18 protein-coding genes are annotated in these 18828 nt (G+C 62.9%); 12 read left to right on the forward strand and 6 right to left on the reverse strand.

Features of this window, described 5'->3' with window-relative positions; genetic code table 11:
* Positions 1 to 85 precede the first annotated feature (85 nt).
* Positions 86 to 1738 (reverse strand): ABC transporter permease, encoded by a 1653-nt coding sequence (locus QF118_RS17885; RefSeq protein WP_282300393.1) that lies wholly within the window; start codon positions 1736 to 1738, stop codon positions 86 to 88.
* Positions 1739 to 1820: 82 nt separating this feature from the next.
* Here QF118_RS17885 and QF118_RS17890 point away from each other — a divergent pair, with 82 nt between their 5' ends.
* The gene (locus QF118_RS17890; protein ID WP_282300394.1) at positions 1821 to 2702 is read left to right on the forward strand and encodes a hypothetical protein; all 882 of its coding nucleotides are present in this window, start codon (positions 1821 to 1823) and stop codon (positions 2700 to 2702) included.
* A 270-nt stretch (positions 2703 to 2972) separates the two neighbouring features.
* Here the strand turns inward: QF118_RS17890 and QF118_RS17895 are convergent, their stop codons facing one another.
* Positions 2973 to 3596 carry a TetR/AcrR family transcriptional regulator gene (locus tag QF118_RS17895; protein ID WP_282300395.1) on the reverse strand — a complete coding sequence of 208 codons (624 nt, stop codon included), beginning with the start codon at positions 3594 to 3596 and terminating at the stop codon, positions 2973 to 2975.
* Positions 3597 to 3658: 62 nt separating this feature from the next.
* Here QF118_RS17895 and QF118_RS17900 point away from each other — a divergent pair, with 62 nt between their 5' ends.
* From QF118_RS17900 to QF118_RS17910, 3 genes are read left to right on the forward strand one after another with little or no spacing between them, the layout of a single operon-like run.
* Positions 3659 to 4066: a hypothetical protein gene (locus QF118_RS17900; protein WP_282300396.1), complete on the forward strand. Its 408-nt coding sequence runs from the start codon at positions 3659 to 3661 to the stop codon at positions 4064 to 4066.
* Positions 4066 to 4344, forward strand: coding sequence for an anthrone oxygenase family protein (locus QF118_RS17905; RefSeq protein WP_282300397.1), 279 nt, complete (start codon positions 4066 to 4068; stop codon positions 4342 to 4344). The genes QF118_RS17900 and QF118_RS17905 overlap by 1 nt, the downstream gene beginning before the upstream one ends.
* 14 nt (positions 4345 to 4358) lie before the next feature.
* On the forward strand, positions 4359 to 4985 hold the full coding sequence (locus tag QF118_RS17910; RefSeq protein WP_282300398.1) for a LysE family translocator: 627 nt from the start codon (positions 4359 to 4361) through the stop codon (positions 4983 to 4985).
* A gap of 283 nt (positions 4986 to 5268) precedes the next feature.
* On the opposite strand, the gene QF118_RS17915 is transcribed toward QF118_RS17910, so the two are convergent.
* Together QF118_RS17915 and QF118_RS17920 are read right to left on the reverse strand one after the other, a co-directional pair.
* Entirely contained in the window at positions 5269 to 6507 is a 1239-nt protein-coding gene (locus tag QF118_RS17915) for an L-rhamnose isomerase (RefSeq protein ID WP_282300399.1), read from the reverse strand.
* Positions 6508 to 6531: 24 nt separating this feature from the next.
* Entirely contained in the window at positions 6532 to 8634 is a 2103-nt protein-coding gene (locus tag QF118_RS17920; RefSeq protein ID WP_282300400.1) for a bifunctional rhamnulose-1-phosphate aldolase/short-chain dehydrogenase, read from the reverse strand.
* A 189-nt stretch (positions 8635 to 8823) separates the two neighbouring features.
* On the opposite strand from QF118_RS17920, the gene QF118_RS17925 reads away from it, so the two are divergent.
* From QF118_RS17925 to QF118_RS17955, 7 genes are all read left to right on the forward strand, one after another.
* A complete protein-coding gene (locus QF118_RS17925; protein WP_282300401.1) occupies positions 8824 to 9630 on the forward strand; it encodes a DeoR/GlpR family DNA-binding transcription regulator in 807 nt (268 codons plus the stop codon).
* Between the two features lie 95 nt (positions 9631 to 9725).
* Positions 9726 to 10670, forward strand: coding sequence for a rhamnose ABC transporter substrate-binding protein (rhaS, locus tag QF118_RS17930; RefSeq protein ID WP_394357099.1), 945 nt, complete (start codon positions 9726 to 9728; stop codon positions 10668 to 10670).
* Positions 10671 to 10756: 86 nt separating this feature from the next.
* Positions 10757 to 12283: a sugar ABC transporter ATP-binding protein gene (locus QF118_RS17935; RefSeq protein ID WP_282300403.1), complete on the forward strand. Its 1527-nt coding sequence runs from the start codon at positions 10757 to 10759 to the stop codon at positions 12281 to 12283.
* A 7-nt stretch (positions 12284 to 12290) separates the two neighbouring features.
* Positions 12291 to 13274, forward strand: a complete 984-nt coding sequence (locus tag QF118_RS17940) for an ABC transporter permease (RefSeq protein WP_282300404.1) — start codon at positions 12291 to 12293, stop codon at positions 13272 to 13274.
* The gene (locus tag QF118_RS17945) at positions 13271 to 14254 is read left to right on the forward strand and encodes an ABC transporter permease (RefSeq protein ID WP_282300405.1); all 984 of its coding nucleotides are present in this window, start codon (positions 13271 to 13273) and stop codon (positions 14252 to 14254) included. The genes QF118_RS17940 and QF118_RS17945 overlap by 4 nt, the downstream gene beginning before the upstream one ends.
* The gene (gene rhaM, locus QF118_RS17950; RefSeq protein ID WP_282302508.1) at positions 14254 to 14568 is read left to right on the forward strand and encodes an L-rhamnose mutarotase; all 315 of its coding nucleotides are present in this window, start codon (positions 14254 to 14256) and stop codon (positions 14566 to 14568) included. Before QF118_RS17945 ends, rhaM begins: the two co-directional genes overlap by 1 nt.
* A complete protein-coding gene (locus QF118_RS17955) occupies positions 14565 to 15935 on the forward strand; it encodes an FGGY-family carbohydrate kinase (RefSeq protein WP_282300406.1) in 1371 nt (456 codons plus the stop codon). The genes rhaM and QF118_RS17955 overlap by 4 nt, the downstream gene beginning before the upstream one ends.
* Before the next feature lie 219 nt (positions 15936 to 16154).
* On the opposite strand, the gene QF118_RS17960 is transcribed toward QF118_RS17955, so the two are convergent.
* Positions 16155 to 16412: a DUF2312 domain-containing protein gene (locus QF118_RS17960; RefSeq protein ID WP_282300407.1), complete on the reverse strand. Its 258-nt coding sequence runs from the start codon at positions 16410 to 16412 to the stop codon at positions 16155 to 16157.
* A 138-nt stretch (positions 16413 to 16550) separates the two neighbouring features.
* Between QF118_RS17960 and QF118_RS17965 the strand changes: the two genes are divergently transcribed.
* Entirely contained in the window at positions 16551 to 16766 is a 216-nt protein-coding gene (locus QF118_RS17965; RefSeq protein WP_282300408.1) for a hypothetical protein, read from the forward strand.
* Between the two features lie 19 nt (positions 16767 to 16785).
* Here the strand turns inward: QF118_RS17965 and QF118_RS17970 are convergent, their stop codons facing one another.
* Positions 16786 to 18747, reverse strand: a complete 1962-nt coding sequence (locus QF118_RS17970; protein ID WP_282300409.1) for an enoyl-CoA hydratase/isomerase family protein — start codon at positions 18745 to 18747, stop codon at positions 16786 to 16788.
* Positions 18748 to 18828: the final 81 nt, after the last annotated feature.

Raw genomic sequence — 18828 nt, forward strand, 5'->3', positions numbered from 1 at the left:
CCTTGCGCCCCCTGTGCAACGGCACGGCCTGCGGCACACTGGATGAGGCTGCCGTATCCTCGTATTTTTGCAACGCCCGCGTGCGCTAGCGGTTTGCCCGCGCCAACAGCCCGACCGCCAGAAGCCCGACAAGGATCACCAACATCGCCGCCGGTGCCGCATCGCCAAGGTTTTCAAGCGAGGCCTGTTCATGCACCCGCGTGGCCAGCGTGTCATAGTTGAACGGGCGCAGCAGCAGCGTCGCGGGCAGTTCCTTGACGCAGTCGACAAAGACCAGCAGCAGCGCCGAGGCGATCGAGGCGCGCATCAGCGGATAGTAGACCTGCGCCAGCGTCTGCCCCTGATTGCGCCCAAGCGAACGCGCCGCCGCCGCCAGGTTGGGCGACACCCGGCCCATGGCCGCATCCGCCGCCCCCTGCCCGATGGCAAAGAAGCGCACGCAATAGGCCAGCACCAGCGCAAAGGCTGTCCCGGTCATGACCAGACCCGGATCCCAGCCGGTGGTGGCCAGGATCGCATCGGCAACGCTGTTGTCCAGTGCCGCCAACGGGATCAGGATGCCTACCCCCAGAACCGCCCCTGGCGCGGCATAGCCGATGGTCGTCACCGGCAGCAAAAGCCGTGGCAAGCGCCGCCCCGACAGCCGCACGCCGTAGACCAGGAACACCCCTGCCCCGACGGTGATCACCGCCGCCAGACCGCCGACGCTCAGCGTGTTCAGACCGGCCTGCCACAGCTCGGCGTCGCGCCAGTTTTCGGCATTGTCCCAGGCGTGGGAAAAGATCACCGAGGCCGGCAGCACAAAGCCCAGCCCGAAGGGCAGCGCGCAGGCCAGCGTCGCGGTCCAGGCCTGGCGCCCCTGCAGCGCCTTGCGCGCCACCGGGCGGTGCCGGGTCGACAGGTTGAAAAAGCGCATCTTGCGGCGCGACACCTTTTCCATCAGCACAAGGAAGATCACCAGGAACAGCACGACACTGGCGATCTGCGCCGCGCCGCCGGCGTTGTTGGCCTGAAGCCAGGTGTTGAAGATGCCCGTGGTCAGGGTCTGCACAGCGAAATAATCCACCGTGCCGAAATCATTGACGCTTTCCATCATCACGATAGCCATCCCGGCGGCAATCGCCGGCCGGGCCAGCGGCAGGCCGACCCGCCAGAACCGGCCAAAGGCGCCGCAGCCCAGCGACTGGGCCACTTCCTCGGAGGCGCCGGATTGTTCGCGAAAGGCCGCCCGCGTCAGCAGGTAGACATAGGGAAACAACGAGGCCGCCAGCACCAGGATCGCCGCGCCCATGCTGCGGATCTGCGGGAACCAGTAGTCCTGCGCATTGTTCCAGCCGAACAGCCCGCGCAGCGCGGTCTGCACCGGCCCGGCGTATTCCAGGAAATCCACCAGCGCATAGGCGCCGACATAGGCCGGGATCGCCAGAGGCAGCAGCAAAAGCCACTCCAGCCAGCGCCGCCCCGGGAAATCATAGCGCGCCACCAGCCAGGCCGCCCCGGTGCCGACCACCGCCGACAGTAGGCCGACCCCGAACATCAGGATGCCGGTGTTCACCAGGTAGCGCGGCAACGTCGTCGACAGCAGGTGCGGCCAGATGTTTTCCGACGGGAACAGCGCCAGCCACAGCACCGACAGGATCGGCGCCACAACGATCAGCGCGATCACCACCGCGCCCAGCGACCACAGGCTGGGACGCGAAAGCCGCAATCCGGCGGGCGTGCTTTCGGTGACACTCATCTGATGGCCTTCCTTTGTTCGTGGTTTCCCTCGCAACAAAAGGGCTTATAGTCCAGCGGCGAGCCAACAAAAAGACCCCGCCATGCAGGTTATCCTTCACACAGGTGTGCATTGCACCGATGACGACAGGCTGCTCAAGGGCCTGTTGCGCAACGCCGACGCCTGGCGTCACGAGGGGATCTCGATCCCCGGCCCCAGCAACTATCGCCAACTGCTGTTCGAGGCGGTGAATTCCATCGCCGATGGCCGCCCGACCCCCGCCGCCCGCGAGGTCCTGCTGGACGCGATCCTGTCGCAGGACCCCGAGGACGTGAAGCGGCTGGTGCTGAGCCATCCGAATTTCTTCTGCGTGCCGAAACTGGCGATGCAGGACGGCATGCTGTACCGCCACGCCGAGCGCCGCCTGCGCACGCTGCGCGCGGTCTTTGCGCAGGACGATCTGGAGGTGCACATCGGGCTACGCGATTTCGCCACCTGGATACCGGCGATCCTGGCCACCACGCCGGTCGACAATTACCTGGAGCTGCTGCACGGCGCCGATCCGATGCAGCTGCGCTGGTCCGACCTGATCCGCCGCATCCGCACCGCCCTGCCCGAGGTGCCGATCACCGTCTGGGCCAACGAGGACACGCCGCTGATCTGGGGGCAACTGCTGCGCCGGCTGGCCGGGATCGCGCTGGACCGCAAGATCATCGGCGCCTTTGACATGCTTCAGGCGGTGATCGCCCCCGAGGGGATGCAGCGGTTTCGCGCCTTTCTCAAGGAAAACCCCGACGTGCCCGAACCGCAAAAGCGCAAGGTCATGGCCGCTTTCATGGGCAAATATGCGCTGGACGAAGAGGTCGAGCAGGAGTTGGACCTGCCCGGTTGGGACACCGCCTATGTCGACATGCTGACCGAGCTATACGACGAGGACATGTACCAGATCGCGCGGCTGGACGGGGTCACCTTTGTCAGCCCCTGAGGGCAACGCGCCCCGGACCTGATCCGGGGCCTCCTCCCCCAGCCGGCCCGGGCAAGGGCGCCGGTTCAGGAAATTTTCAGCGCGGATTTGTACATGTCCAGCCCCTGCGGACATTGCGCGCGTGAAATCAAGACGTCACCCAAGCACCTGTTTTCATTTCATTTCAAAGATTTGGATACGTGGAAATCTTGAATCCGTTTGTGCAATTTTCCCTCCGTAAGCCCTGTGGCGATTACATTCACGGCCACAGAATTTTCAAAAGGGATTTGCTTAGCCAAGAAGGCGGCAAAGATGACGCACGGCGCGACTTGCCCGTTCCTGACAAAACTCCGGTGAGGGGCTTGGCTGACGTCCTATGACGCGACGAATTTGTTGGTCCCCGATCAACAGATCTAAGTAAAGGCCGACGGCTTCGCCAGTCTCTTCGAACGCAAGTTGGCCGTCATTTCTGGCGCGCATAAGCACCTGTTCCAGCAAGGGAAATACGGCTTCGCGACCCGCCTTGGAAAGGGTCGCGCCCAGCTCTCCGGTATTGTCCGCCGCAGCCGCGCGATTCAGGGCAACGGCGCGGTCACCGATCAGCAAGGTCAGCAGTTTCGGGCCAAGCGTGCCCAAAATCGTCAGGGCGTCATGGTCGGTTTGCAACTCGGCTTCGAGGTGCTTTTTCACCTCCTCGGCATTGCGGGTGACGAGCGCATGAAACAACCCCTGCTTGTCGCCATACCATTTGTACAGCGTTTCGTTCGAGGCGCGCGCTTGTTTCGCAATGCCAAGCATCGACGTGCCGCCATAGCCTTTGACTTCCAGGACCTCATAAGCCGCCGCCTCGATCTGCTCTTGGCGCAGCGAACGTTTCTCTTGTCGCACTTTCACCTCTTTTCTGTTGACTCGCATCCGTAACCAAGATTACGGATAACTGCAACCGTAATACAAATTACACTTTTGAGGAGCCCACAATGACCCCGTCCGACCGCCATACCCATGCTGCTTTGGCCACATTGATCGTACTGCAAACCATCATGCTGTCCGCGCTGTATGCGGGCATCAAACCGCATCCGCCGATCGCCACGCCCCTGTTTGGCATCGCGCCGTTTCTGGGGGCTTCGCTTGCCATTGCCCTGTGGGCCGTGATTGTGCAGCCCCTGGCCAGCACCGCCGGTCGGTTTCTCAGCGTTCTGGCCGCGCTGATGGCATTGGTGTCTTTCGGGCCGCAAAAGTACCTTGATCCGCAATTTGCGCTGATCTGGCCTGCGGTCCTTTTGGGTCAGGTTTCCGCATTGGTCATTTTTGCACAGGTGTTCGGAGTTGTCCGTGCGCGCAGCGAAACCAGCACCGCAAACCCCGCCCGCGCCGGAGCAGCCTGATGGGTCGTTTGCTGTTGCCCATGTCGATGTTGTCGCTGTTGAGCATCGGCGCGATTTTCGGGTTCTTCTATGCCTGGGCTTGTTCCACCATGTGGGGGCTTGATGCGATTGATCCCGAAGACGTGGCTGTCCCAGCCGATAGCGAAGCGGCGCGCACGGTTTGGCAAGCCTATTCGCCTCAATGGCAATTCTGGAACACACTCGGAATGAACGCCAGTGGGGCTGCACTCATCCTGACCGGCCTTGCTGTCCATTTTCTGAATTCGGAGAGAGCCTGATGGATGTTTCGCTTTTGACCTTTGGCCTGATGGCTTTGGTTGTTGTCGCAACGCCAGGGCCGACCGTTTTGCTGGCGCTGTCAAACGGATCACAGTTCGGACTTGGCCGTGCGGGCTTTGGCATTGTCGGAGCGGCATTTTCAGACGCTGTGCTTATCGCCGCGGCGGCGCTTGGATTGGGGGTCATCCTTGCGGCATCCGCCTTTTGGTTCACGGTCATGAAGACAATCGGTGCCGCCTATCTGATCTGGCTTGGTGTCCAGATGATGCGGTCCCTGGGCAAACTTGACCCGGCATCTGTGGACAGGGCCGCCAACTGGGGGGATGGGGCAGACGGTGCCTTGGCGCTGTTTCGCAAAAGCCTTCTTGTGGCCGTGACAAATCCGAAAGGGTATCTGTTCTTCACGGCTTTCCTGCCGCAGTTCGTGATCCTGTCAGGTCCTTTGGTGCCTCAATACCTTACGCTGGCGCTGATCTTCATTGTCGTAGATGTGGCCGTGATGGTCGCCTACGCATGCCTTGGGGCAACTGCCATGAAGGTTCTCAGCGAAAGGGGCGCACTTTGGATTGATCGCACCAGTGGCGGCTTCCTGGTCGCCCTTGGCATCGCTTTGACATTCGTGCGCCGCACCGAGGTTTGATCGGCCAAGAACCTTACCGGCGCGGTCGTTGGTGCATTGGGCAGCATCGGTCAATTCGGGCCCTGAGCGCGCGCAGCACTTTGCCGATAGACCCGTGTCGCACGGATGAAAGATTGGATCGTTTGAGCGAAAGCTGACGTTCCGACGACATTCAAATCAGGGCTTTTGCCTAATTGCTGTGTGACGGCACCTTTCGCAAATGCGTAGCGCCGATTTCGCGGTCCGCGCAAGCCTAGGCAGCATGACCAGCGCCGCCGCCCCTCTTCAGGGCGGCGGCTGTATTTCAGCGCGCCGACACCGACGATTGATACGCCTCAAGATCATTGATCAGCGTTGTCCCGGTCGGGGCATCGTTGCGCGCACAGAACTCGGCCCAGACCGCGCCGAAGGGCAGGTCCTTGAATTCTTCTGTCAGCATGAAGCGCGTGGTGAAATCGAGCGCCTCTTCCGCCTTGCGCAATTGGTCGAGCGGCAAAAGCAAAGCGCGCAAAAGTGCCTTTTGCATGTTGCGTGTGCCGATCACCCAGGCGGCAGTCCGCGAGATTGTTGCGTCGAAGAAATCCAGCCCGATACGGGTGCGGCCCAGCAGATCCGCGGTGACCAGTTCGTTGGCCATCGCCTGGATATCATCGTTCAGCAGGATCACGTGATCGCTGTCCCAGCGCATCGGGCGCGAGACGTGCAGCAGGATTTCATCCAGCGACAGGGCGCAGGCCGATAGTTTGTCGGCAATGTTCTCGGTCGGGTGAAAGTGGCCCATGTCGAGACACAGCAGCGTCCCCTTGCGGATGGCATAGCCCATGTAGAATTCGTGGCTGCCGACGGTGCAGGCCTCGACGCCGATGCCGAAAAGCTTGCTTTCCACCGCATCGAGCATCAGACCTTTGTCCTGCTTCGGCGACAGCATCGCATCCAGCGACGCCTGCAGCCGCTGCCGCGCCGCCATACGGTCGATTGGGACGTCCTTGTAACCATCCGGCACCCAGATATTGTTGACACAGGCGCTGCCCAATTCGTTGCCCATTCTCGCCGCGATGTCGCGCGACCGCTGCCCATGCTCGATCCAAAAGTCGCGGACCCCCTTGTCGGGGTGCGACAGGGTCAGGTTGTCGTCGGCCTTTTCATGGGCAAAGAAGGTTGGGTTGAAGTCCAGCCCAATGCCCTGCGCCTTTGCCCAATCGACCCAAGGCGCGAAATGCTTGTATTCGATTTCGTCCCGGTCCGGCGTCTCGTCGGTATCCAGATACATTGCGTGCAGGTTTAGCCGATGCGACCCGGGGATCATGCCATAGGCAAAATCCAGATCGGCGCGCAATTCGTCCGGGGTGCGGGCGCGGCCCGGGTAATTGCCGGTCGCCTGAATGCCGCCGCCGGATGTCCCGGTCTTCTTCTCGAAACCGACCACGTCATCGCCTTGCCAGCAGTGCATGGAAATCGGGATGTCCTTAAGCCGGTTGATTGCGGCTTCGGTGTCGATGCCCCAATCGGCAAACTGCGCCTTGGCGCTGTCATAGGTGCTCATTGTCTGCTCCTCCCCAGCCCGCGCTCAGCGCGTGAACGCCTGAACGTTGCCGGCATCCACGTTCAGGATGTTGCCGGTGGATTTCGCCGAAAGGTCCGATGCCAGGAAATAGGCGGCCTCGGCAATATCCTCGGGCAGGACCGAGCGTTTCAGCATCGAGCGCTGGCGGTACATCTCCTCCAGCCCCTCCTTGTCGGTGCCATAGGTGCCCGCGCGCTGTTCCAGCCAGTCGCCTTCCCAGATCTTCGATCCGCGCAGCACCGCGTCGGGGTTGACCACGTTGACCCGGATACCGGCCTCGGCACCTTCCAGCGCAAGACAGCGGGCAAGGTGAATCTCGCTCGCCTTGGCGGTGCAATAGGCCGCCGCATTGGGACTGGCCGCCAGACCATTCTTGGAGGCGACAAAGACCACCGCGCCGCCCATATTCTGAACGCGCATCAACTTGAACGCTTCACGGCTGACCAGGAAATACCCGGTGGACAGGATATCCATGTTCTTGTTCCACAGCGCCAGCGAGGTTTCTTCGATCGGGGCCGACGAAGCGATACCGGCGTTGGACACCAGGATATCGACGCCGCCGAATTCCACCGAAACCTCGGCATAGGCGCGCGCCACCGCTGTTTCGTCGGTGACATTCATGTTGACCGTGCGCACCACGTCGCGGCCATAGCGCCCGGTCAGGTTCTCCGATGTCGCCGCAAGGGCTTCGTCATTGATGTCGGCCAGCATCACGCAGGCGCCTTCGCGCAGATAGCGCTCGGCCGTGGCCGCGCCGATACCGCCTGCCCCGCCGGTGACCAGCGCCACCCGGCCCGCCAGCGATTTCGGCTTGGGCATGCGTTGCAGCTTGGCCTCTTCCAGAAGCCAATACTCGATGTCAAAGGCCTCCTGCTCGGGCAGGCCGGTGTATTCGCTGACCGAGGACGCCCCGCGCATCACGTTGATCGCATTGACGTAGAACTCGCCAGATATCCGGGCCGTCGCCTTGTCCTTGGCAAAGGTGATCATGCCGACGCCGGGAACAAGATAGACCACGGCATTGGGGTCGCGCAGCGCGGGACTGTCATCGTGCTTGCAGCGGTCGTAATAGGCTTTGTAATCCTCGCGGTAGGCTTCGATCTGCTTTGGCAGACCTGTCAGCACCTCATCAAGATTGCCCTTGGCCGGGTCGAAGTTCACCACCAGCGGGCGGATTTTCGTGCGCAGAAAGTGGTCCGGACAAGAGGTGCCAAGCGCCGCCAGCGGTTCCATGTTCTTTGCATTGACGAATTCAAGCACCGCATCGCTGTCGTTGAAATGGCCGACCATGTGCTGGTTGCCGGAAACGAACCCACGGATGGCGGGCATCAGGCGGGCCGCCACGGCGCGGCGCTCTGCCTCGGACAGGCTCTGGTGTTTCGCGCCGCCAAATGGGGCGACGCCCTCGGTCTTGTCTGCAAGCCACTTGCTGGCCGTGTTGATCACCTCGATCGTCTTGTCATAGCAGGCCTTGGCCGTGTCGCCCCAAGTAAACAGCCCGTGGCTTTCGAGTACGACGCCATCGGCCTCGGGGTTTTCCTCGCAGAACTTGCCCAGCCACAGCCCCAACTCGTAGCCCGGCTTTTTCCACGGCAACCAGCCGATCTTGTCGCCAAAGATCTCTTGTGTCAGGTCTTTGGAATTCTTCGATGCGGCAATGGCGATGATCGCATCGGCGTGGACGTGATCGACGTGCTTGCGCGGCACATAGGCATGCAGAGGCGTGTCGATCGAGGCGGCGCGCGGGTTCAGCTTGTAGGTGCAATGCGGCAGGTAGCCCACCATCTCGTCTTCGAAATCCACCCCGCGATACAGCCCCTTCAACGCCTCCAACTTGTCCATATAAAGCGTGGCGAAACCGTCCATGGTGATCGAGCCGATATCGCCGCCCGAGCCCTTGACCCAAAGCACCTCGACCTGCTGGCCCGTGAGCGGATCGACCTCCATGACCTTGGCCGACGTATTGCCACCGCCATAATTGGTCACCCGCTTGTCTGCACCCAGGATATTGGAGCGATACAGCAACAGCTCCGATTCGCTTTTCCCGGCGGCCTCAGCCTCGTTCCAGCGGTTCTCAAGAAGCTGCGTTTCAACGGTTTTCAGCATGGTGTCCTCCCATATGGCGCCGCGCGCCCTGCATAATGGCTTGGGTCGGACACTGCTGCCTTGCTTTGCTCAAGTCAATCATTTTCGATCATTACTGATCATTCTGCGCTGCAGAATGATCGTTTGTGATTATTTGTGATTGACAGGTTGAGGGGATTCGCGGAATGTGAGCGACCAAGGGAGGACGACATGCACGAAACAGAACGCCACAGGATCATTCTTTCCGCCGTTCAGGATCGCCCTATGGTGACGGTGGCCGACCTGTGCCACCTGACCGAAGCCTCCGAGGCGACGATCCGACGCGACATCGCCGCGCTGCATATGCAAAAGAAACTGCGCCGTGTCCGGGGCGGCGCCGAAGCGATCACCCCGCCGCAGTTCGTGGGCCTGGCCGGCCGACCGTTTTCCGTCAACCAGACGATGCAAAGCCGCCAGAAACAGGCAATTGCCCGGGCGGCGGTCGATCTGTGCGAAGACGGCGACTCGATCATCATCAACGGCGGCACCACGACGTTCCAGATGGTGCATCCGCTGGCCTCGCGCCGCTGCCAGGTCTTTACCAACAGCTTTCCGATCGCCGAGCACCTGCTGAAGCATTCCAAGAACACCATCATGCTGTCCGGGGGCGCGATCTACCGCGAACAGAACATCATCCTGTCGCCCTTCGACAATGATGTGACCCGGAATTTCTATGCCAAGCGGATGTTCATGGGCGCTCAGGGGCTTGGGCCCATCGGGCTGATGGAGGCCGACCCGCTGCTGATCCAGGCCGAGCAGAAGCTGATCGGCCAGGCCGACGAGCTGGTGCTCCTGGTCGACAGCACGAAATTCGACAACCGGTCCAGCCTGGTGCTTTGCCCGCTGGCCCGGATCGACACGGTGATCACCGATGAAGGCATCACCGACAAGGCGGCCGCCATGTTGGAGGCCGCCGACGTCAAACTGATCGTCGCGCAATCGGGCGCGGCGCAGGAAGAGGATGAAGCGGCCTCGTAGACCCGCCTCAGCATTCATGTTTTTGGGAGGAGACCATCATGAAACGTCGTAATTTCACCAAACTCGCACTGGGCCTTGGCCTTGGCGCATCGCTCATGGGCACATCGGCCATGGCGCAGGACAACATGCGCATCGCGCTGGTGGTCAAGGCGCTTGGCATCGGCTTCTTCGAAGCCGCAAACAAGGGCGCACAAGAGGCCGCTGCCGAGCTTGGGAACGTAGAGATCATCTACACCGGCCCGACCGACACCACCGCCGAAGGCCAGATCGAGGTGATCAACTCGCTGATCGCCCAAGGCGTCGATGCGATTGCGGTGTCGTCCAATGACACCGACGCGCTGGTGCCGACGCTGAAAAAGGCGATGCAGCGCGGCATCACCGTGATCTCGTGGGACAGCGGCGTTGCCGAAGAAGGCCGTCAGGTTCATTTGAACCCCTCGTCCAACGCGCTGATCGGCAACATGATCATCAAGCTGGCCGCCGATCATCTGCCCGACGGCGGACAGGTTGCACTGCTTTCCGCCACCACCACCTCGACCAATCAGAACATCTGGATGGAAGAGATGAACAAGGTGATGGGCAACTACCCCGGCATCGAAGTCGTCTCGACCGTCTATGGTGACGACCTGGCGGACAAATCCTATCGCGAGGCGCAGGGCCTCATGCAGTCCTATCCCGACCTGGACGCCATCATCGCGCCGACATCGGTGGGCATCGTCGCTGCGGCGCAGGCCGTGGAAGACGCCGGCAAGATTGGTCAGGTCAACGTGACCGGCCTTGGGCTTCCGTCGGAAATGGCTGGCGCCATCGAAAGCGGTGCCTCCAAAAGCTTTGCCATCTGGAACCCGATCGACCTGGGCTATTCGGCGGCGATGATCGCGCATGCACTGGCCTCTGAAACAGCCACCGCCGAGCCGGGCGCCGAAATTTCCATCGGACGCATGGGCACGATCACCCTGGACGAGACGAACTCTGCCGCCATGGCTGACCCGTTCGTCTACGACAGCTCGAACATCGACGAGTTCAAGTCGATCTTCTGACGTTGCCCTGCCTTCGCAGGCAGACCATCCGGGGGCTATGCCCCCGGAACCCCCAGGTTTTTTCGAACAGATGAAGGGCTGATCGCATGTTGATGCAGACCAAGGCCGAGACGCCCGATGCGGTGACGGAAACGCCGGTTCTGGCCCTCGACGGGATCACCAAGACCTTTCCGGGCGTCAAGGCGCTGGATGGCGTATCGCTGCGGCTTTACCCCGGCCAGGTGACTGCGCTGATTGGCGAGAACGGCGCCGGAAAATCCACTGTGGTCAAGACATTGACCGGGATCTACCAGCCGGACGGCGGGGATATCCTTGTCGATGGCAAGCCGACGCGCTTTCCCACGGCGCAGGACGCGGCCAAGGCCGGGATCACCGCAATCCATCAGGAAACGGTGCTGTTCGATGAGCTTTCGGTCGCCGAGAACATCTTTCTGGGGCACGCGCCGCGCGGGCGGTTCGGGCTGATCGATTGGGCCGCGATGGAGGCAAAAGCCACCGAAATCCTGCGCGGCATCGGGGCGGAAATCGACCCTTCCCACAAGCTGCGCGATCTCGGGATCGCCAACAAGCACCTTGTCGCGATCGCCCGGGCGCTGTCTATCGACGCGCGTGTCGTGATCATGGACGAACCCACGGCGGCGCTGTCCCACAAGGAAATCCAGGAGCTTTACGAGCTGGTCGAAACGCTGAAGGCGCAGGGCAAGGCGATCCTGTTCATCAGCCACAAGTTCGACGAGATCTTTCGCATCGCCGACCGGTTCACGGTGTTCCGCGACGGGCAGTTCATTGCCGATGGCAAGATCGCCGATGTGACCGAGTCCGACCTGGTCAAGATGATGGTCGGGCGCGACGTCAATCAGATTTTCCCGACGCGCAGCAACATCCCCGGCAACGAGGTTTTGCGCGTCGAGGGCATGAGCCACCCGACCGAATTCGCCGATATCGGCTTCAGCCTGAAACGCGGCGAGATCCTTGGGTTTTACGGCCTTGTCGGGGCGGGCCGGTCGGAATTCATGCAGGCGCTGTTCGGCATCACAAGGCCGTCCGCCGGACAAGTGACAATCGACGGCGCACAGGCCGAGATCCAATCGCCCGCCGATGCGGTGGATGCGGGCATCGTCTATGTGCCCGAGGACCGCGGCAAGCAAGGCGCGATTACCGCGCTGCCGATTTTTCAGAACGTTACGCTGCCCTCGTTGGGCCGCACGTCACACAAGGGGTTCCTGCGGCTGGCGCAGGAATTCCAGCTGGCCCGTGAATACACGCAGCGGCTCGATCTGCGCGCCGCATCGCTGGACACGGCGGTCGGCAACCTCTCGGGCGGCAACCAGCAGAAGGTGGTGATTGCCAAATGGCTGGCGACACAGCCCAAGGTCATCATCCTGGATGAGCCTACAAAGGGCATCGACATCGGTTCCAAGGCCGCGGTGCATGAATTCATGGCGGAACTGGCCGCCGAGGGTCTGGCCGTCATCATGGTCAGCTCGGAAATCCCGGAAGTTCTTGGCATGTCGGACCGTGTCGTCGTGATGCGCGAAGGCCGCATGGTCGCGGAACTGACCGGTGACGATCTGACCCCCGAAACGCTTGTCCGCCACGCGGCGGGGATATGAGGACACCATGCTGCAACGATTGATAACCTCGCGCGAGGCGCTTTTGCTGGGCGCCATCGCGGTATTGCTGGCGCTGATCTCGACCCGGTTTCCGGGCTTTGTGGCGCCGTCCAACCTTGCGGATGTGCTTAACGACACCTCGCCGCTGATCCTGCTGGCCACCGGCCAGATGATCGTGATCCTGACCAAATGCATCGACCTGTCTGTTGCCGCCAACCTGGCGCTGACCGGAATGGTGGTGTCGATGCTCAACCTCGCCTTCCCTGGCCTGCCTGTCGCCCTGATCCTTGTCATCGCCATCATGCTTGGCGCGCTGATGGGCATGTTCAACGGCATCCTGGTGTGGAAGCTGGACATTCCGCCCATCGTGGTGACGCTGGGCACGATGACCATCTTTCGCGGCATCATCTTTTTGATTTCCGACGGCAAATGGGTCAACAGCCACGAGATGAGCGCAGCCTTCAAGGCCTTCCCGCGCTTCGAGCTTTTGGGCCTGCCGATGCTGAGCTGGACCGCAATCCTGGCGGTGATCGTCTTCAGCATTGTCATGTCGCGCACCACGCTGGGCCGGGCGGCCTATGCGGTGGGCGGCAACCCCCACGCGGCGACCTATACAGGCATCGACGTGGGGCGCACGCAGTTCTGGGCCTTCACCATCTCGGGCGCGCTTGCCGGGCTTACGGGCTACCTGTGGGTGTCGCGCTACGCGGTGGCCTATGTCGACATCGCCGGCGGGTTCGAGCTTGACGTGGTTGCGGCCTGCGTGATCGGCGGCATCTCCATCGCCGGCGGCATCGGTTCGGTCGGTGGGGCGCTGCTGGGCGCTCTGTTCCTCGGCGTCATCAAGAATGCCCTTCCGGTGATCAATGTCTCGCCCTTCTGGCAACTGGCCATCTCGGGCGGCGCGATCATCATCGCGGTGGCGGTCAATGCGCGGGCCTCGCGTACCAAGGGCCGGATCATCCTCAAATCAGCGGAGCACGCGGTATGACCGATACAACCCGTTTCATCCCCGACCGGCTGCAATCGCCGCTGCAAAAACGCCTGAAAAGCTGGGAATCCTTGCTGCTGCTGGTGGCCATCGCCATCTTTGTCGCCAACAGCTTTGCCTCGCCCTACTTTCTGGATGCCTGGAACCTCTCGGACGCCACTTTCAACTTTACCGAAAAGGCGATGATCGCCTTTGCCATGGCGCTTCTGATCATCTCGGGCGAGATTGACCTGTCCGTTGCGTCGATCATCGCGCTGGCCTCGACCGCGATGGGGGCGGCGGTGCAGATGGGGGCCGGAACCCCGGTGCTGATCCTTGTGGGTCTGGGGACCGGCCTGCTTTGTGGCGCCTTCAACGGCGTGCTGGTGACGCGCTTCGGGCTGCCCTCGATCGTCGTGACCATCGGCACCATGAGCCTGTTTCGCGGCATTTCCTATATCGTTCTGGGCGATCAGGCCTTTCGGGGTTACCCGTCGGATTTCGCCTTTTTCGGACAGGGTTACGTGTTCTGGGTGATCACCTTTGAACTGGTGCTTTTTGCCGTGATCGCGGTGATCTACGGCGTGATCCTGCACATGACCAACTTTGGCCGCGCGGTCTATGCCATTGGCAACAACCCGACCGGCGCGCTCTTCTCGGGCATCCGGGTGGCGCGTGTAAAGTTCATCTTGTTCCTGCTGACCGGGCTGATGTCCGGCGTTGCCGCAGTGTGCCTGACCTCGCGGCTGGGCTCGACCCGCCCCTCCATCGCCGCCGGCTGGGAGCTGGAAGTGGTCACCATGGTGGTCCTGGGCGGGGTCAATATCCTTGGCGGCTCGGGCACCATTCCGGGCGTTGTGATCGCGGCCTTCGTCATGGGGATGGTCACCTTTGGGCTGGGGCTGCTCAATGTACCGGGGATCGTGATGTCCATCGTGATCGGCGCGCTCTTGATCTGGGTGATTGCCCTGCCTCGGCTCTGGAAGATGTGGCGGGCATGATGGAGAAATACGCCTTTCGAATGCGGCTTATCCCGGGCTGCGAAGACGAATACCGCAAACGGCATGATGCGATCTGGCCAGAGCTGGTGACGCTGCTGAAAGAGGCCGGGGTGTCGGATTACTCCATCCACCTCGACCGCGAGACGGGGCTGCTGTTTGGCGTGCTTTGGCGGTCGGAAAATCACGGAATGGCGGCACTGCCAGAACACCCGGTCATGCGCAAATGGTGGGCCCATATGGCCGATATCATGGAGACCCACCCCGACAACGAACCGGTGGCCGTGCCGCTGGAAGCCGTCTTTCACATGCCATGAGCCACGTTGCCGTCATCGACATCGGCAAGACCAACGCCAAGCTGGCGCTGGTCAACCTGTCCGATCTGTCCGAAATCGCCGTCATCACCCGCCCCAACAGGGTGCTCAAGGGTCCGCCTTATCCGCATTTTGACGTAGAGGGGCATTGGGACTTCCTGCTGGACGGGCTGGCCCGCTTTCAGGCAGAGCATGGCATCGACGCGATTTCGATCACCACGCATGGCGCCTGTGCCGCGCTTTTGAACGCAGACGGCAAATTGGCCGCGCCGATTCTGGATTACGAGTTCGACGGTCCCGACGAGACGGCCGCCGCCTACGACGCCCTTCGCCCGCCCTTCGACGAAACCGGCTCGCCGCGCCTTGCAGGCGGGCTGAACATCGGCGCGCAGCTGCACTGGCAATTCTCGCGCGATCCCGGGCTCAAGGCGCGCACGAAAACCATCGTCACCTACCCGCAATACTGGGGTCACCGCCTTACCGGTGTGGCCGCGACAGACGTGACCTCGCTGGGCTGTCACACCGATCTCTGGAACCCCCACGAGGGGCGGTTTTCTTCGCTGGTCGACCGGCTGGAGATCGCCGACAAGATCGCGCCCGCGCACCGCTCGGCCGATATCCTCGGACCCATCCTGCCCGAAATCGCGACGCGCACCGGGCTGCCAGCCGATACGCCGGTCCACTGCGGCATCCACGACAGCAATGCCTCGCTGCTGCCGCACATCCTGACACAGACGCCGCCATTTTCGGTGGTGTCCAGCGGCACCTGGACCATCGCGATGTCCATCGGCGGGCAACCCGTGCCCCTTGACCCGGACAAGGACGTCTTGATCAACGTCAACGCGCAAGGCGCCGCCGTGCCCTCCGCACGCTTTATGGGAGGGCGTGAACACGATCTTGCCACTGGCGGCCCCTACCCCGAGGCGACAGAGGCCGCATTGGCCGAGGTGCTTGACAAAGGCATCATTCTAGCCCCCGCAGTGGTGCCCGAAACTGGCCCCTTTCGCGGCTGCACCTCTCGCTGGATCGGCCCGGAACCCCGGGTCGGAAGCGCCCAGCGCGGGGTTGCGGTGGCGCTCTATCTTGCCTTGGTGACCAAACGCTGCCTCGAGCTTGTCGGGCATCGCGGCGTAATCATCGTCGAAGGGCCGTTTGCAAGGAACCGCATCTACCTGCAGATGCTCTCGGCCGCGACAGGATGCAACGTGGTCCCAATGGTCAGCGCAACGGGCACGAGCCAAGGCGCGGCGCTGCTGGTCAAGGACTGCTCGGACCTCCGGCAGGCGGCTGTGTGTTCAACGGGTCCGCAGGGGCCGGATAGCAATCGGCTAAAGGAATACGCCGGTCGTTGGGCCAAAAACTGTTGCTGACATAGCTGGCCGGGCCGAGTTCCGACCAAGCTGCATTCCGCGACATCTGTTGCATGCATTCACGCATACGGGCGCGAAAGACCACTGCGCTGACCCGAACCGCACTGCCAAATGAGCGTCACTGACATTGCCTGCATGAAACGGCCGCTGCACAAGCGCTTTTAGCGCCTGCACAACACTACAACATTTCGCTAATAAAATCCGAAGGTTAGACAGCCCTTACGCCATTCCCAGCGCGGATTTGTACATCTCCAGAACCGCCTCTTCCTCGGCGATGTCGTCGGCGCTGCGCTTGCGCAGAGCGATGACCTTGCGCATCACCTTGGTGTCGTAGCCGCGCCCCTTGGCTTCGGCCATGACCTCTTTTTGCTGCTCGGCAACTTCTTTCTTTTCTTCTTCCAGCCGCTCGTAACGTTCGATGAACTGGCGCAATTCGCCTGCCGCGATGCCGTAGCTGTCGGACGGTGTATCCTGCATGGGTCTTCTCCTGCCAAATGGGCCTCAACCTGCCCTAGCTACCCAAGCACGGGCGCGCCATCAAGGGCGCAAAGCCTTGTCAGCGGGGCCGCGCTGCTTTACCCCCCGGTCTGCAGGATTTCTGGAAGGGTGCAAAAGATGGAATGGCTGATCTGGATTGGCGCCGCGATCACGCTGGCCGGGCTTGGCGGTCTGGTCTGGTGCATCCTGCGCGTCGCCCGCGCCCGCAAGAAAGGCCTGGACGACGAGGCCCTGCGCGACGTGGTGCGCAAGACCGTGACCCTGAACATGGCCGCGCTGTTCTGTTCCGTCATCGGCCTGATGACGGTGATCATGGGCGTTTTCCTCAGCTGAGCCGCCGCCGCACAGGCGGTCAAAGGGCGTCAAAGCCCTGGCCGTTGCGGATCAGCCGCGCCCAGTCGGGGTGCAGCGCCCAAAAGGCGCGGTCGCGATGGTCCAGCCGCTCCAGCTCTTTCTTGACGGACAGCAGCCCGCGCAGGCTGACGGCCTTCATCACGCCGCCGCGATGGCGCGGGATTTCCAGCGCCAGCAGGCTGACCAGATCCAGGTCAGAGGCGCGCTGCGCCTTGCCCTCGGTGATCAGGCGCAACCCTTCGTTGGCCATGGCCCCCAGCATGATCGAAACGATCCGGCCCGATGAAAACGCCTGATCCGGGCGCTGATCGGCCAGCAGGGCCTGCACCGGTTGCGCCGGTTCGGGCTGACCATCGGACCAGTCGTAAAAACCGCGGCCCTCGGCCCGGCCCGTGCGGCCCTGCGCATGCACAAGCGCCGACCAGTTGCGCCCCTGCACCCGGGTGATGCGGGCGAAATCGCCCAGGCCGCGCCGGTCGCGCGCCGCAAAGGGCCCCGAGGGCAGCCCCCATCCGGTCAGGGCCACGTCGATGTCATAGGGGCTGGCGCCCATGTCCAACAGCCCGTCCGCCGCCCGGTGCAACGCCGCCGCCAGACGCCCGGCCAGGGTGTCATGGTCCGAATGCACATGCACCGGCACCTTGCCCAATTGCGCCGCCAGCGCCGCCGCCCGCGCCAGTTCGGCCGGTTGCGATTGCGGGCCTTGCAGCACCTCGACCAGTCGCGTGGCATGGACCGGCGGCACAAAGCGCAGGCCCGTCCCCTTGACCGGCGCTGCAAAGGCCTGAAGCCGCACCGCGCCATTCTGCAGCGGCACATTGGCCTGCCCCGGCACCGCCATCAGCACCGTGTCGGCGCCCTGCGCCATGTCTTCGCTGCTGCCTGTGGTCAGCCTTGCGCGGCGTTGCTGCGCGGCCTGCGCATCGCCGCCGCCGCGCGCCGCCGCCTTGTCGAAGACCTCGTCCAGCTGGGCCTGGCTGCGCTGCATCAAGGCGGCGTCCTTGCCACCCCAACGCACGGTCAGGCCTGCGTTCAGCGCCGCCAGCACGATCTGCACCGCCAGCGACCCGGCCCCCAGCACCGCCAGCACCTGGGCCCCGGACGGGTTCTTGGGCACACCGTCAAAACGCGCCGCGCGGCGTTCGGCCAGATGGGCATGGCGCAACCCGCGGGAACGCTCCGAGGTCAGGCAGTCTTGGAACAGCTCGCCCTCCAGCTCCAGCCCAGCCTGGAACGGCAACAGCGCCGATGCCTCGACCAGCGTCAGGATCTGCGCCTCGGCGCTGTCTGGATCGCCGTCAAAGCCTGCCCGGCGCGCCGCGATTTCCTGTTGAAAGCGCATCGGATCATCCGCCCCCGGCATCCGCGCGCTCAGCGGACGCGCGCCGCCGTCCGCAGCCAGAAGCTTGGCACAAAAGGCCAGGCCCGCAAGCCGCACATCGCCATCGGTCAGGGTATCGACCAGCTTTCGCCCCTCGGCGGTGTCGACCGGGTAAAGGCGCCCGCCGATCAGCATGTCCAGCGCCTGCGCCGCCCCCACAAGGCGCGGCAACCGCTGCGATCCGCCACCGCAAGGCGGCAGCCCAAGGTGGATGTCGGGAAAGCCAAGGCGCGTGCCCGCGCGCGCCACGCGGTAATGCGCCGCCAGGGCCAGTTCCAGCCCGCCGCCATGGACCGTGCCCGCCAAGGCCGCCACCACAGGTTTTTCGGAAAACTCGACCCTTTCGCACAGATCGCGCAGGCTGGGGTCAACCGGGTGGCTGTCGTATTCGGAAACCTCGGCCCCGGCCGGAAAGCTGGCCCCGGCGCCGACCAGCAGGATCGCGCCGGCGCTGTCATCCTCTTCGGCGCGGTCCACCGCATCCATCAGCGCCGCGCGCACCGCCCGCGACAGGCCGTTCAACGGCGGCTGCGCCACCTCAAGGATCGCGACGCCCTGTTCGACCTTGTAACCCACCATGATCCCACCTGCCCCGGGCGGCCCCAAAGACCGCGCCTTTTGCCTGTTCAGCGCCCCGCATCCCGGGTTTTTCGCGCGTTT

This window comes from Tropicibacter oceani, from assembly GCF_029958925.1.
GTDB classification, from domain to species: Bacteria; Pseudomonadota; Alphaproteobacteria; order Rhodobacterales; family Rhodobacteraceae; genus Pacificoceanicola; species Pacificoceanicola oceani.

What these genes read in the sequence shown, in the direction of transcription:
- QF118_RS17885 (WP_282300393.1), bottom strand. Translation starts at nt 1,738, where the DNA reads ATGAGTGTCACCGAAAGCACGCCCGCCGGATTGCGGCTTTCGCGTCCC.
- QF118_RS17890 (WP_282300394.1), top strand. Translation starts at nt 1,821, where the DNA reads ATGCAGGTTATCCTTCACACAGGTGTGCATTGCACCGATGACGACAGG.
- QF118_RS17895 (WP_282300395.1), bottom strand. Translation starts at nt 3,596, where the DNA reads ATGCGAGTCAACAGAAAAGAGGTGAAAGTGCGACAAGAGAAACGTTCG.
- QF118_RS17900 (WP_282300396.1), top strand. Translation starts at nt 3,659, where the DNA reads ATGACCCCGTCCGACCGCCATACCCATGCTGCTTTGGCCACATTGATC.
- QF118_RS17905 (WP_282300397.1), top strand. Translation starts at nt 4,066, where the DNA reads ATGGGTCGTTTGCTGTTGCCCATGTCGATGTTGTCGCTGTTGAGCATC.
- QF118_RS17915 (WP_282300399.1), bottom strand. Translation starts at nt 6,507, where the DNA reads ATGAGCACCTATGACAGCGCCAAGGCGCAGTTTGCCGATTGGGGCATC.
- QF118_RS17920 (WP_282300400.1), bottom strand. Translation starts at nt 8,634, where the DNA reads ATGCTGAAAACCGTTGAAACGCAGCTTCTTGAGAACCGCTGGAACGAG.
- QF118_RS17925 (WP_282300401.1), top strand. Translation starts at nt 8,824, where the DNA reads ATGCACGAAACAGAACGCCACAGGATCATTCTTTCCGCCGTTCAGGAT.
- rhaS (WP_394357099.1), top strand. Translation starts at nt 9,726, where the DNA reads ATGGGCACATCGGCCATGGCGCAGGACAACATGCGCATCGCGCTGGTG.
- QF118_RS17935 (WP_282300403.1), top strand. Translation starts at nt 10,757, where the DNA reads ATGTTGATGCAGACCAAGGCCGAGACGCCCGATGCGGTGACGGAAACG.
- QF118_RS17940 (WP_282300404.1), top strand. Translation starts at nt 12,291, where the DNA reads ATGCTGCAACGATTGATAACCTCGCGCGAGGCGCTTTTGCTGGGCGCC.
- QF118_RS17945 (WP_282300405.1), top strand. Translation starts at nt 13,271, where the DNA reads ATGACCGATACAACCCGTTTCATCCCCGACCGGCTGCAATCGCCGCTG.
- rhaM (WP_282302508.1), top strand. Translation starts at nt 14,254, where the DNA reads ATGGAGAAATACGCCTTTCGAATGCGGCTTATCCCGGGCTGCGAAGAC.
- QF118_RS17955 (WP_282300406.1), top strand. Translation starts at nt 14,565, where the DNA reads ATGAGCCACGTTGCCGTCATCGACATCGGCAAGACCAACGCCAAGCTG.
- QF118_RS17960 (WP_282300407.1), bottom strand. Translation starts at nt 16,412, where the DNA reads ATGCAGGATACACCGTCCGACAGCTACGGCATCGCGGCAGGCGAATTG.
- QF118_RS17965 (WP_282300408.1), top strand. Translation starts at nt 16,551, where the DNA reads ATGGAATGGCTGATCTGGATTGGCGCCGCGATCACGCTGGCCGGGCTT.
- QF118_RS17970 (WP_282300409.1), bottom strand. Translation starts at nt 18,747, where the DNA reads ATGGTGGGTTACAAGGTCGAACAGGGCGTCGCGATCCTTGAGGTGGCG.